Source organism: Mesorhizobium sp. AR02, assembly GCF_024746835.1.
In the GTDB taxonomy this organism is placed as follows: Bacteria; Pseudomonadota; Alphaproteobacteria; order Rhizobiales; family Rhizobiaceae; genus Mesorhizobium.
In genome coordinates this window covers 600,786-613,608 of the sequence record NZ_CP080530.1, presented here as the reverse complement: position 1 = coordinate 613,608, position 12,823 = coordinate 600,786, and the positions used below count along the sequence as shown (strand labels likewise).

Below are 12,823 nucleotides of genomic sequence, written 5' to 3'. Positions count from 1 at the left end.
GTAGGCGGACACCGCGGCCAGCGAAATCCTTCAGGTTGCGCGTAACAAGGATGAGGTCGTGAACACGAGCTTAGTTTAGCCCAATAGCTTCTGCGACCGGGTCTGCCGCACTACACGCCGGGTAGCTTCATCTTTTTTCCGGATGGCTGAGGTCAGCTCATCATAGTCGACGCCGCGCTTCTTCAGCGCCCTGCGCGCATCGTCAATCTCGAAGCCCAGCAACTCGAATACGGTCATATTGAGCTTGGAAGCGATGCGCTCGATTGTCTTCAGGGTCGGATTTCCGATGCCGCGCAGCATCGTGTAGTAGGTCCCTCGCGCCAACCCCGTCTTGGAGAGGAAGGCCTCCATCCCACCATTCTGGATCTCAAGCTGCTGGAGGTGCAGCGCCAGCATTTCATTGAGGATGGAATGATCGACCGGCTGGGGCTTGCGGACGCGCGACATGAATGGACGAACTCCAGAGAGGCACCTCCCGCCTGCGGAGACCATCAATGCCGCAATGCGATTATATTGTATAGTGAATGTTCTCAGAATGCCGCACGGCGCGTTGGATCAAACCTCCTGGCTTACATCGAAACTCCGGGGACCAGGACTGCGGCGGTTTGCGGGCGTGCAACCGGACTAGCCGCCACGCGCTATTCGTTGAAAGGTTTGTCTCAATAAGGTTGCCTCTCAGTTGCCTTCGTCGTCGCCCCCGACGACCCGTTTCTGCCCCGAAATATGAGCGGCTGTTGAACCAACAGGCTTCCTACTCGTTTACGCAGATGGAAGATAGCCAACCTAGATTTAGCTGCGTTCCTGAGCAGTCTGGTAACGGACGGTATGGGACGACATCGCTGGTGCGCCTGCGATGTTGGGAGGAAAAATGCTTATCGGCTGCGCGCGCCAGCGTGCCGAGACTGCCTGCGACGTGCTAAAGCGGATTTACGAAAATGGGCTGGACGCACACCAGGGCATGCTTGAAGTATTCTTGTGTGTACCGACTATCTCTGCTTTGGCGCTCTCTCTTGCGATCAAAGGTCGGCTTCACTCGCGATTGCGCCAGCTCAGCTCGCTCGTCGGATGAATTCTTGCTGCCATCTTCGCATTTCCGCCAAAAGTGCGGCCTCATTGGTCATCCCATGCTGAAACAGGTGCAGCAATGTCGTTGCCGCAATCTCCGCATCTAGCGATTGTGCCGCGTAGGCGCGCTCGCAACACACCTGGTCAAACACACGCTGAAGCAGCGCTAGGTTGGCAGGATATAGCGTGCAACTAGGAAGGTAGCGTTTCAGCATCTCTTGCGCCTCATAGCCGGGCGAGAGTGCGTTCTTAGCTCTCAAGCAGCGACGCCCTTAAGTGGTCGCTGACGTTGATTACTAAGCGCGAGTGGGCAGGAAGAGTCAACGATTGAGGTTCGAGATGATTAACTCTTTCGCTGGACCCGTTTCCGAGCTTAGATGGGTGAGGATGACTGGATACGAGTCACCGAGAGGCCATTGAAGGTCCGAAGCATTAGCCGACTTCCGACCCGCTACGAATATCGCGGGCTTGGAAGGCGCCTTTAGGGCATGGTGGAATACGCCCTGCTTGCTCGACTGATCGGATCGGCTGCATGGGCCGGCCTACCACCAGTGGTCAGTCCTGGCGCCGCTACTGAAACTGGACCGGCCCGCCCGTCAATTCGGTAGAGGCTGTCGACATCTTCGTCGCTCTCCTCGGCTGATGCCAAGCGAGTTGGCTTCGGCAATCAGTTTGTGCGTGAGTTAGTTGGGACTGGTGTCGCAGCCTTTTGAAGGCGGTGGTCATATATTAGCACCGTGGTCCACCAAGCCACCACCAGCACCACGATCGGAATAACAACGAACGCGAGCCAGATGACGGTCATAGTCTCTTCGATCCTAATCTTGCAAGAAAGCGTGGCCGCGCCAACGTAGGGGAAGCGCGGACCGACCGGGATAAGCGAGGAGAACCCGATCAAGAGCATAGGGAACTGTGGCAGACCCCGATGCCTCCGGAAATGAACAAGTCGTCGGGAAAGAAGTTCCGATGGCGAACGAAAAAACCCGCCGGCCGAAGCCCGCGGGAGGCACCGTAAACTTAACGCTGTGAAAACAAGATCTGGGAGTGAGGCTTTGGTTCATTTGGCGTGAAGGCGCGCGATTTGGCGCCATGCTTGCATGGCAGTTGCTCGCAGTTCTCGATGGTGGGTGGATGGAATATCGTGGCGGGGAACGTTAAAGAGGTTGGCGATCGGGTCGTGGACGGAAACGAAACGCTGAAGATGTCGCGCTGACTTGAAGCGCTTCATGACCCTCTCCCGCCGTCGGACGGGTTGATGAGAGTTCTCCGCCCGATTGTTCAGGCCCTTGTGCGAGCGATGCTCGACGCCTGGCATGATCTCCCGCTTCGCCGCACCGTAGGATCGAAGCTTGTCGGTGATCATCACACGCGGCGAACGGCCTTGCCCTTTCAGAAGCTTTCGCATCAAGCGCTTTGCCGCCTTGGCATTGCGACGGCTTTGCACCAACACGTCGAGAACAAACCCGTCCTGATCAACGGCGCGCCAAAGCCAGTGTTTCTTTCCACCGATGGTGATGACAACCTCATCGAGATGCCATTTGTCGCCGAGCTTGCCGGCCGATCGCTTCCGGATATCATTGGCAAAGTCTGCCAAATTTCTCAGCCCAAAGTCGCACGGTCTGGTGAGAGACGATGACGCCACGAGCTGCCAGCATATCCTCGACCATCCGCAGGCTGAGCGGAAACCGGAAATAGAGCCAAACGGCATGGGCAATCACCTGCGCCGGAAATCGGTGGCGACGATAAAGAGGATCACGGGAAAATCTGGTCATGCCGCCAGATCCCACATTTTGATCGATGCCCGGTTAACGTTACGGTGCCGGCTGCTCGCCTTGTGGCCGCAGCGAGGGAAAGAATCTGCCGCCGGACATGACTTCAGTGGTTTAGAGAAGGCGGCTCGGCAGCGACCTCTGCGTAAACTTCAGACGCCTTGAAAATGTGCCCGATAAGCGTGCGTCCGGATTTTTGGTGGTGATCTTCATAAAATGCCGATGAGCTGCAAATTTCTGGCGACGGCCGCGCTAAGGGCGGGCCTCCAGCACCATGTTGAACGGCGTCTCCGCGGCGCGACGGAATCGCTTGAAGCCGCCGCCGGTCACCACCTTGCGCAGCCTCGCCTCGCCGGCCTGGGCGCCAAGCCCGAGCCCGACTTCCTGTGACACGGACGCAGGGGTACACAGGAACGTGGAAGCGGCATAGTAGACGCGTCCGACGGGATTGAGGTTCGCCGCCAGATGATCATGCGCGAACGGCTCGACGATCATCCACGTGCCATCCGGCTTGAGCGATCCGTGGACATGGGAGGCGGCGCCCGTCGGGTCGCCCATGTCGTGAAGGCAATCGAAGAAAGCGACGAGGTCATAGGTGTCGGGATAGGTCTTGGCGGTTGCGACCTCGAAGCGCGTGTTGGCGCCGACGCCGGCTTCCTCAGCGGCCTTGCGGGCGCGCTCGATCGACGGGGCGTGATAGTCGAAGCCGACGAAGCGCGAATTGGGGAAAGCACGCGCCATGAGCACGGTCGATGCGCCATGACCGCAGCCAACATCCGCAACGTCCACGCCGCATTCGAGCTTCTCGACGACGCCCTCCAAGGCCGGCAGCCAGGAGTCGATCAGATTGGCATTGTAGCCTGGACGGAAGAATCGTTCCGTACCGCGAAACAGACACGCGCTATGATCGTGCCACGCGACGCCCTTGCCGGACTGGAATGCCTGCCTCACCTTTTCTTCATCGAGCCACAGCGCGGACAGGAACTCGAATGCACCAGCCATGAAGGCCGGGCTATCTTCATCGGCGAACACCAGCTCCTGCTCGGCGTTGAGATAGAACTCGTCGCTCGCTTCATCGTAGTCGACGTAGCCCGCCGCCGCCTGCCCGGAAAGCCATTCCCTTACAAGGCGTTCCTGGGTGCCGGTGCGTGTCGAAAGTTCGGCGGCCGTCATCTTGCCGCCTTCGCGCAATGCCTTGAACAGGCCGAGTCTGTCCCCCAGCACGACTCCCGCGCCAGTAGCGATCGCACCGAGATCGCCGACCATTTTCCCTAAGAATGCGTCCAACTTTTCCTTACTCGCTTCAGACATTGGAATCTCCCTTTGGGTTCAATCTTTCCAGGCGATGGAGCCCTGCTCGTCATGAGGCGTGATTGGCCGTCGCCTTGAGCATCAGATGCTCGAAGACATGCGCGATGCCGGATTTCCCCCGCGGCTCATCCGCGCTGCCGATCCTGAACCAGACCATATGAGTGGCGACCGGCGCGGTGGTCGGTAACGGGCGGAGCCGGAGCGTTCGTCACCGGGCAAGCGCGGTCGCAGTAGGTATCCTGGGCAGCCCGTCAGACATCGATGGCTCCGGTTGTGGTGACGGGACGGGCGATAAGCAAGTTCGGGGCAAAGTGATTGTTCCGCGGCGGCTGTATGTTTTGGTGAGGTGATCATGCGACTTCTTGTTGGTCGGTCACGTGTTTGCGGATGACGAGCATGTACTGTGCCAAAGGAGAAACCATTCAAACGCAATCCAGTAGATCTGACTGTATCCGACATTGTCGGAAATTGGACATCGCCGAACGCGAAGCGTTCGGGGCTTGTGACGATGGCACCGTAAACTTAACGCTGTGAAAACAAGATCTGGGAGTGAGGCTTTGGTTCATTCGGCGTGAAGGCGCGCGATTTGGCGCCATGCTTGCATGGCAGTTGCTCGCAGTTCTCGATGGTGGGTGGATAGCGTTGGTGCATGGATCCTTTGTCAACGGTTTGGCGATAGGCAGGCAGGATCGAAATCAGCTTGATGCGAGTGCCATGCCGTACAAACACAACGCAGATCGTCGTCATCACGTCGGAAAGATGAAATTCAGGGTGACGAATTGGCGTGACTACGAAGCAGGTCTGCGCCGGCGTGGTAGCCTGACCTTATGGGTAACGCCGGAGGCACTTGCGGGATGGCGCGCTCCGCGACGCAAGACCCGCGGCGGCCAAGCCCGGTATTCCGATCTCGCCATTGAGACAGCGCTGACGCTGGGTTGCGTCTTGGCAATGCGGCTGCGCCAGACCGAGGGATTGCTCCACTCGCTGCTGGATCTCATGGGGCTGAAAGTCCCAGTTCCAGATCATACGACGCTGAGCCGTCGGGCACAGAAGTGGGAGCCATCAGCCCGACGAAACCCGCCGCTGCCGGACGGCCCGCTGCATGTGCTTGTCGATAGCACGGGATTGAAAGTCTACGGCGCCGGGCAATGGCTGGAGCAGAAACATGGCGCCAGATCACGTCGCAACTGGCGCAAGCTGCATCTGGCAGTGGATGCCAAAAGTGGCGCGATCATTGCCCAAAGGCTGACAGATCAGGACACGGATGATCCTTCCCAGGTGGCACCGCTGCTCGATCAGATCGACGGCGAGATCGACCAGTTCACAGCCGACGGAGCCTATGGCGGCAAGCCAACCTATCGGTCTATCCTGCAGCACAGCGCAACCGCGAACATCGTCATTCCACCGCGTTCCACGGCGGTGGAAAGCGGTGATACCGGACCGCCTGGTCAAAGGGACAAGCACATTGCCGCAATCGCAAGCGACGGTCGGCTGAAATGGCAGGCAGCCACCGGCTACGGCAAGCGGGCGCTGAGCGAAACAGCCATCGGACGATACAAGGGGCTGATCGGACGGCGCCTGCGAGCACGCTCTCTTCCGGCTCAACAGACCGAGGTTGCCATCGGTTGCATCGTTCTCAACCGCATGCTGGCATGGGCACGCCCGGAGTCTATCCGGCGTCAAGTCACGCAGGCATAACCAACTACATTAATGATCGAAATGCGTTCGATTTCATATCCGCGCACCAACGCCAAGCATGGCGCCAAATCGCGCGCCTTCACGCCGAATGAACCAAAGCCTCACTCCCAGATCTTGTTTTCACAGCGTTAAGTTTACGGTGCCGACATGCCCCATCGAGCCCGCCAATGGAGCACCGGGAAACAGGGGGGATAGGACATGGCAATAGCGGTCGCGCATGTTTGGATGACGGCTTCGATACCGGTGCGCCGGCTGGCTCCTCACACGGGTTTCAGCTCAGGCCGTACCACGTTCCGCGACCCGCCCCGTGAAGGGTCAGGTGTCCCTCATCGGTCAACGCGCGCAGATGATCTTTGACCGTGTTTCGGCTTGCGCCCGTGGCCTTGGCTGCGTCCATCACGGTCACCCTCCCACGCTCGCGCGCCAGCTCGAGGATCGACACCGACAACTCCGGAAGGTCGCCCAGAAGGATGCGCTCACGCTCCATCTTCCGCTCGAGGCGCTGCTTCTGCCGCTGCAGGCTTCGCAGGAAGAACTCGATCCAGGGGTTCCAGTCCTGCCGATCCGTGCGGATCGTGCCTTGGGTGCGGCGTAGCGCGAGATAATATGCCTCCTTGTTTTGCTCGACGATGCTTTCGAGCGAGCTGTAGGGCACGTAGGCATAGCCGGCCCGAAGCAGCAGCAGGGTGGTGAGCGCTCGCGACAGACGGCCGTTGCCGTCCTGGAAAGGATGGATTTCCAGAAAGACCACGACGAAGACAGCGACGATCAGCAGAGGGTGGAACGTCCCATCTGCCTCCTGAGCTTGCTGCCAGGCCACCAGCTCCGCCATTCGACCGGGCGTATCGAACGGAGAGGCTGTCGCAAAGACGACCCCAAGGCTCACACCGTTCTCGTCGAAAGCTTCCACATTGTTGGCAAGGGTCTTCCAGTTCCCCCGGTGTCGCTCATCCTTGGTCGAATGCGCGAGCAGATCCCGATGAAGTTGGCGTATATGATTTTCGTTGAGGGGGATCGCGTCGAAGGCTGAGAAGATTGTCTCCATCACCTCGGCATAACCTGCGACTTCCTGTTCGTCGCGGCTTGAGAAAGAGCCGATCCGGAGGTTTGCAAGCAGCCTCTCGACCTCGCGGTCACTCAGCTTGGCGCCCTCGATGCGTGTTGAAGATCCGATGCTCTCGATCGTCGCGACCCGACGCAAGCTTGACAGACGATCAGGTGCAATGCGGCCAAGGGCACGCCATGCGCCCTTGAACTCGTCGATCTCCGCGATCAGTGACAGGATCTCGGGCGTGATACGCAATGTCGAGAGATCGAGAGCCGTCATCCATTGTCCCATCCGTTTTCATCCGAATGGTTATGACACGGCGGGGTCCATTTTTCCATCCATTTTCATCCGATGATGGGTATGGAGGACTTGAAAGCAGAAAGGGAGAAGGCCCCGCCTGATGGGCGGAGCCTCGATGTATCAGTCCCGGTTCTGGCGGGACCAGATCAGCTGGTAGCCATCCTCGCCTTCGACTTCGGTGAGGGTTGCATAGATCGGAGCCGGGAAGCTCGGGTCATCCAGCTTGACCGAGAGGTAGTCGCGGTCGCTCTCGGTTGAGCGCTTCTGCCAGGCGGCACCCAGCTCGACGGCGCCTGCGTAGATGCGGAACTGCGGACCCTTATCGGAGGGGTTTTCGACGCGGGCGATGCGTGCCTTGACGTTGAGGGCGAGAGTGCGGATCGTGCCGGTGAAGCCGGATTAGGTCAGCTGTCAACTGTCTTTTTGCGTCGAAGCCGTTGATCTGGTTGCTGGATTCTCTGAATGACACTTTCCGGTGTCCTTTTGCCGGATCGCGGCGCTCCGGATGGAGCACCGCGTCCGGTGGTCGGTCGCCTCAGCGCGACCAGATGAGGGCGTAGGCGTCCTCGTTCTCGACGAGGCTGGCGTAGATCGGACCGGGGAAGCTCGGATCATCGAGCTTGACCGAGTGGTACTCCCGGCCGGTCTCCTTGGCGGTCTTCTTCCAGCCGGCGCCGATCTCGATGGTGCCCGCGAGGGCGCGAAGGTCGGGCGACTTGTCGCTTTCCTTCTCGGACACGACCAGGCGAGCCTTGATATTGAGGTTGAGTGTCTTGATAATTCCGGTGAAAGAGCCGTCTTCGTTGCGGTTGAAAGTGCCGATCTGAGCCATTTTGTCTTCTCCATCTGCTGTATCAGGTCGCGACCATCGCGGCCTTGATGGCGATCGGAAAACACCGGGCGACCGGCCCGCACCCGAAGGGCCGCAATGCAATGGAGGGCGGCGCGGGGCCGAGCTTCTTGCCTCGCGAGGAAGCCGCGCGCAGGCGTCAGCCGAGCACGGCGGGGAAGAAGGTCGGAAACGCGCTGTTGCGGGATCGAGGTCGGGCTGCGTAGCAGGCGAACCCGGTGTGAGATACGCCAGAAAGAAAGGCCTCAGTGGCCACACCTCAGTCAGCGGTCGAAGGAGAAGCCTGGGGCTCATGACGCCGAAACCGGGGAGATGACGGTATGACGGGGTCGGTCAAAACCAGCCTCAGTCCGGGGCCGTGCTCTTCAACGAGAAGGAAGACAGTCCCCGCCGCCATGTCCCACGACACCAGCCTGTCAGCGCATGGCGGAAAGCGCATGGAATGACCGGGAGCATCATAGGTCAGCTTTGTACCGAACCCTCCTTCGTCGATTGCAGTATCGTTGGGCGTTGCAGGCTGCAGATCTCCTTCGTCAACTGTGCGCTGCGGCGTTCCGCCCTGTCGGCGCGCTGTTCCGCTTCGATCGCGTGCCGCAGAAGCCCGGCATTCTCGGTCGCCAGTTGTCGGACCTGCTGCTGCATGCCGTCAATCAGACAACGCTGCTCGGTGATCTTGTCTTCGGCGGTGGGGCCGCTGGTGGGGGCACGCTGACGCTGGCGGGCCCCGGTGAGATCATCTAGAATATCGCGATGGTTGGTGTAGATGGCGTTGCGGCCGACGCCGGCTTCTCGCGCCAGGGCGGCGACTGTAAGGCGCGCGGTCGCAGAGGCGGAGCGTGATCCGCTGTCCCTGATCAGGCGGTCGAGCGCTTCCCGCAGCTTTTGCGCTGTGGCCCGCATGCGCGTATCAGCCGGGTTTGCAGTCGGTGGCTTGGCCATGGGATGCCCCTGTTGCGGAAAGATCGGAGAGGATGCGCTCGCATTCGGCGATGCGCGTACTGGCGAGAGTGCGGCTCGCGTCATCGAGACGCCGGTCGGTGATGAGCGCAAGATTGCGGTCGAGGCGCGCCTGCCAGACCGGCCGATGACGCTCGGTGACGGCGAAGTTGGTGCAGTTCATGCAGACGCTCTCGGTTCGCCAGACCGGGTTGGGGCCTCGCTCGTTGCCCATGCAGGCGGCGGACTCGGCACGGTAGACGCAGTATCCCCAATCGCAGACGCCGAGCCGCATGCCGCTTTCCTCGATCAGGAAATCGACATAGCCGGCAAGATCGCCGTCGCGAGTCCGACCGCGGAAGCGTGATCGCGCCGACAGCATGCGGCCAGCCTTGCCGCCGAGACGCGATGTGGTCAGCAGTTCCTCGAGGGCGGCCCGGGTCTCTTCAAGCGTCTGGTCGTCGACGAGTTCGCCGAGATCGAAGTCCGTCCCGACGTAGGCGCTGTCAGTCATGATGCGTGTCAGATGCCCGAAATGGTGTTGCAGGGCATGAAGGCCGGTGCGGTCGCGTTTGCCGACGAAGCGGGCGAAGGTTTTTCGGCCCTGATGGGTTGTCAGATGCCAGGGGCGGCCATCGGCATTGTCGGGAAGCGCGATGAATGGCGCGAAATGTCGGTTGAGGCGCGACACCAATGTGCTGCTGGTCACGACATCGACGGGGCGCGTGTCGATGATCCATGTCCCTGCATGGCGAGCCAAAGTTCCCGGCGGCCCGCCTGCTCGCGCAAGGGAGCTGAAAGGCGCTCCAGCACATCGATGGCCCGCGCGACGGCTTGAGGGGCGGCCCATAGATGCGGCTGGCCCGCGTCATCGACGGCGGTCTTGAAGACGCGGCCGCGCAGATAGGAGAATATCTCGGTTCCATCGGCAGAGCAGCGCTGCTCGATGCAATCGGCCAAGGCGAGAATCTCGGAGACTCTCGCGCCGACGAGGTAGGAAATGACGACAAAGCAGGCTTCGTAGATCCTGTCGACGAGGAAGCGCACCTGCTTGGTGCCGACGATCGGCGGATGCCAAGGGGCATCTTCACCATCGAGACAGGTGAACTTGAAAGCGGCGATCAGCTTCAATACGGGTTGCCGCACCGATGGCCTCGTAAGGCCTCGGGCACGTCGTTCTTCATAGAGGCTCGCCGCCTGGTCGCGAAGCGCGATCAGGTCGTCGGCCGGTTGAGCGATAAGGCGAATTGCGCTCGAAATGAGGGGGACGGCAACCGCATCGGGGGTAAAGGGCCATCGTTTGGCCGAGCGCCCGTTGAACCCGGAAAAGGCGCTGGGGCGCTCGCCGTCGAACGGGTGTTCCGGTGGCGGATCGCCGAGCTTGTGACGTTGTAGCCAAAGCGCAGCCTGCCGCTTCAAAGATCGACATCCGCTCAAGTCCGGACCCATGCACCAACGCCGAGCGCGCCCATAAAGGTTCGCGTGGGCAGTTGCACTCGTTGTCGGCTTTATGACAACAACGGACATCAAGCGCGAGCCTATCAGAGTGGTCCCATTGTTATAAATGGGTTTCCTGGATTGGTACGCCATTTGCTTGGCTAATGCACAACTTCCCGACCAGCAGGATACTTCCGTGAACAGCCCTGGCAAACATCCACTCGTGACCGCGACATACGAGACACTTCGGCTCCACCGCGAGGGTCAGGCAATAGCCTTCGACGCCATCGGCGATCGCTATGACGAGGCCTTTCCGCACAAGGAAGGCCAAGTCCTGGCGGGCGAATGGCTGATCAAGTCCTTGCCGACGGGTTCACGGGTTCTGGATCTTGGCTGCGGGACCGGCGTCCCAACCGCACGTCAATTGCTCGACGCCGGTTTGGAGGTCGTGGGTGTCGATCTGTCTGCCGTGATGGTGAAACTCGCCCGCGAGCATGTTCAGGGCGCGACGTTCCATCAACTGGAGCTTGCTGACTTGCGACCCGGCGGGCCGAGGGACCTCGGCCGGTTCCAGGCCGTTGCGGCCTTCTTCTCGCTGCTGATGCTTCCACGAGTGGAGATTCCCCTCGCGCTAACGACGGTCCGTCATCTGCTCGCTCCTGGGGGCTTGTTCGCCCTCTCGATGGTGGAGGCGGATGTGGACGATTTCCCGGTCCCATTCCTCGGAAATACTATCCGGGTCTCAGCCTATCCGCGAGAGGAGTTGCGTACGGCGGTCGAAGCGGCAGGGTTCACAATCGTGCAGGAGACGTCTTCCGCCTACGCCCCTGCGGCGGCCGACTTGCTGCCGGAGGAACAGATCTTCCTCTGCTGTGAGTTGCGCGGCTGAGTGCGAGCCAGCGTTGACCATTCAGGCTTGGTTCTGGCCGGCAGGCTCAGTGCGGCCGCTCTTAAAATGTGCTCGTTACCAGCGGCGGGCGTTCTGGGCGCCGTCGATGTAAGATGCGATACGCCTGCGTTTACGCATATATTGTAAACGGCTTTCCTTCGGCACGTCCGATTGTCGGGTGGGCGATTCCTGAATAGCCGAAAACGGACGGTGCACCGTCCCGGAATTCGGGTTGCCCTTGATCTACGTCAAGGATTACTCCTTCCAATCCTGTAGCCTCTCCTCTGGGTTCATGGAGATATCCAATGAACAGACTCAACGTGCTTATTGGCGGTTGCGCCGGGCTTCTGCTCTGACGAGCGAGCCGCGCTTTGGCGGGTTCCTGGGATCGGTGACGGCATACGCGGACTGCGCGCACCACCTTCGTTTACGGCGGTAAGTGAGCCAACTGGGGAAATCCGAGGAGCCGCTAAAGGGTCGAGAGGAGATCAGTTTGAGCTTTCTTGAAACGAGTTTGCAGCTGTTTCAGCAGAAATATGCGCCTGACTTAGGTCCTGAACAATACGCTCACCACACTGGAGTCGACCGGGATGGCAATCCAATGAGTGGCGCATTGTTATGGGCTAAGGCTGAAGCTCAGAGGATCAGTAATGCGCTCGTCACTGGCACGACCAATATGGTGGATGCTGAACTCAAGTTGACCCAAAAACTTCACGAGAGAGTGAGAGATTATGTTCAATGGTATCATCAGGACGAACGATGTCGTAAAGGGGTGTCGGTTCTGGAGTATGGGCCCGGAACAGTGCGAGCCTTCAAACAGAAAACGCTTCCCCTTGTAGCAGGTCTGCGCGGCGAAACCTCACGTTGCACGCTCGTCGACCGTTCAAAAGAGTTCCTCGGGGACATAGCGCAGTTGCCGTCCGCTTTGGGGTTGAAAATCGAGTTCATATGCGACGATATATTCTCTGGGCGACGCTATTTTTGCGACGGTGAAGCGGCATTTGTTGTCATGTTTGGCCGGACATTTGGAAATCTTCCCGCCCGAATAAATGATACGCCCCCCGTGGAGGCGGTCGTCGAGACGCTGAAGAAGATATCGAATAGTGCGAAGAGGTGCTGGGTTGCGATCTCAATTGGCTCAGATCTGAGGAGGGATGTGGCGAAGTCCTACTATGAAGCGCATCCTGAATTTCAGCTAAACGTTTTCCATAGAATGAAGGCAGAGCTGCCGGTCGACGCTAATTTCGAGCCAGAGGCATTTGAGTATGAGTCGGATGTAAGAGGTGACGACCAATTCATGCAAGTCATACACACTGCGATGGTCAAAAGGGATATGGACTTTTGCCTTGGTGGTAAAGAGATTATACTGTTAAGTGGTGATCGACTTCATCTAAAGAACTCGTTTTCTTTTTCTGAGTTGTTTTTCAAAAAATGTGCACACCGAGCGGGGTTTGTGTCAATCGATGTGCTCTCAGACAACGCCGGCTCAGACATTCACGTGTTAGAGAAGGTGAATTAAA

At 59.4% G+C, this 12,823-nt stretch carries 12 protein-coding genes and 2 pseudogenes; 3 read left to right on the top strand and 11 right to left on the bottom strand.

Features of this window, described 5'->3' with window-relative positions; all coding sequences use genetic code 11:
- Nucleotides 1–75: 75 nt before the first annotated feature.
- From DBIPINDM_RS02785 to DBIPINDM_RS02765, 5 genes and pseudogenes are all read right to left on the bottom strand, one after another.
- The gene (locus DBIPINDM_RS02785) at nucleotides 76–447 is read right to left on the bottom strand and encodes an XRE family transcriptional regulator (protein WP_183465477.1); all 372 of its coding nucleotides are present in this window, start codon (nucleotides 445–447) and stop codon (nucleotides 76–78) included.
- A gap of 602 nt (nucleotides 448–1,049) precedes the next feature.
- Entirely contained in the window at nucleotides 1,050–1,280 is a 231-nt protein-coding gene (locus DBIPINDM_RS02780; protein WP_258580673.1) for a hypothetical protein, read from the bottom strand.
- Between the two features lie 842 nt (nucleotides 1,281–2,122).
- Nucleotides 2,123–2,837, bottom strand: a pseudogene (locus DBIPINDM_RS02775) (IS6 family transposase).
- Between the two features lie 249 nt (nucleotides 2,838–3,086).
- On the bottom strand, nucleotides 3,087–4,145 hold the full coding sequence (locus DBIPINDM_RS02770; RefSeq protein ID WP_258580672.1) for a class I SAM-dependent methyltransferase: 1,059 nt from the start codon (nucleotides 4,143–4,145) through the stop codon (nucleotides 3,087–3,089).
- A gap of 52 nt (nucleotides 4,146–4,197) precedes the next feature.
- Nucleotides 4,198–4,320: pseudogene (locus DBIPINDM_RS02765) on the bottom strand (insulinase family protein); the annotation flags it as partial.
- A gap of 539 nt (nucleotides 4,321–4,859) precedes the next feature.
- On the opposite strand from DBIPINDM_RS02765, the gene DBIPINDM_RS02760 reads away from it, so the two are divergent.
- Nucleotides 4,860–5,843, top strand: a complete 984-nt coding sequence (locus tag DBIPINDM_RS02760; protein WP_258580676.1) for an IS5 family transposase — start codon at nucleotides 4,860–4,862, stop codon at nucleotides 5,841–5,843.
- A gap of 271 nt (nucleotides 5,844–6,114) precedes the next feature.
- Here the strand turns inward: DBIPINDM_RS02760 and DBIPINDM_RS02755 are convergent, their stop codons facing one another.
- From DBIPINDM_RS02755 to DBIPINDM_RS02730, 6 genes are all read right to left on the bottom strand, one after another.
- Nucleotides 6,115–7,170, bottom strand: a complete 1,056-nt coding sequence (locus tag DBIPINDM_RS02755) for a Fic family protein (protein WP_258580671.1) — start codon at nucleotides 7,168–7,170, stop codon at nucleotides 6,115–6,117.
- A 141-nt stretch (nucleotides 7,171–7,311) separates the two neighbouring features.
- Nucleotides 7,312–7,572 (bottom strand): DUF736 domain-containing protein, encoded by a 261-nt coding sequence (locus tag DBIPINDM_RS02750; RefSeq protein WP_258581250.1) that lies wholly within the window; start codon nucleotides 7,570–7,572, stop codon nucleotides 7,312–7,314.
- Nucleotides 7,573–7,726: 154 nt separating this feature from the next.
- Entirely contained in the window at nucleotides 7,727–8,023 is a 297-nt protein-coding gene (locus tag DBIPINDM_RS02745) for a DUF736 domain-containing protein (protein WP_258580670.1), read from the bottom strand.
- Nucleotides 8,024–8,503: 480 nt separating this feature from the next.
- Entirely contained in the window at nucleotides 8,504–8,980 is a 477-nt protein-coding gene (locus tag DBIPINDM_RS02740; RefSeq protein WP_258580669.1) for a hypothetical protein, read from the bottom strand.
- Entirely contained in the window at nucleotides 8,949–9,668 is a 720-nt protein-coding gene (locus DBIPINDM_RS02735; protein WP_258580668.1) for a hypothetical protein, read from the bottom strand. The genes DBIPINDM_RS02740 and DBIPINDM_RS02735 overlap by 32 nt, the downstream gene beginning before the upstream one ends.
- Before the next feature lie 14 nt (nucleotides 9,669–9,682).
- The gene (locus DBIPINDM_RS02730; protein WP_258580667.1) at nucleotides 9,683–10,504 is read right to left on the bottom strand and encodes a hypothetical protein; all 822 of its coding nucleotides are present in this window, start codon (nucleotides 10,502–10,504) and stop codon (nucleotides 9,683–9,685) included.
- Nucleotides 10,505–10,610: 106 nt separating this feature from the next.
- On the opposite strand from DBIPINDM_RS02730, the gene DBIPINDM_RS02725 reads away from it, so the two are divergent.
- Together DBIPINDM_RS02725 and DBIPINDM_RS02720 are read left to right on the top strand one after the other, a co-directional pair.
- Nucleotides 10,611–11,303: a class I SAM-dependent methyltransferase gene (locus tag DBIPINDM_RS02725; protein WP_258580666.1), complete on the top strand. Its 693-nt coding sequence runs from the start codon at nucleotides 10,611–10,613 to the stop codon at nucleotides 11,301–11,303.
- Between the two features lie 493 nt (nucleotides 11,304–11,796).
- Complete coding sequence (locus DBIPINDM_RS02720) at nucleotides 11,797–12,822, top strand: L-histidine N(alpha)-methyltransferase (RefSeq protein ID WP_258580665.1); 1,026 nt, start codon at nucleotides 11,797–11,799, stop codon at nucleotides 12,820–12,822.
- The last annotated feature ends 1 nt before the right edge of the window (nucleotide 12,823 follow it).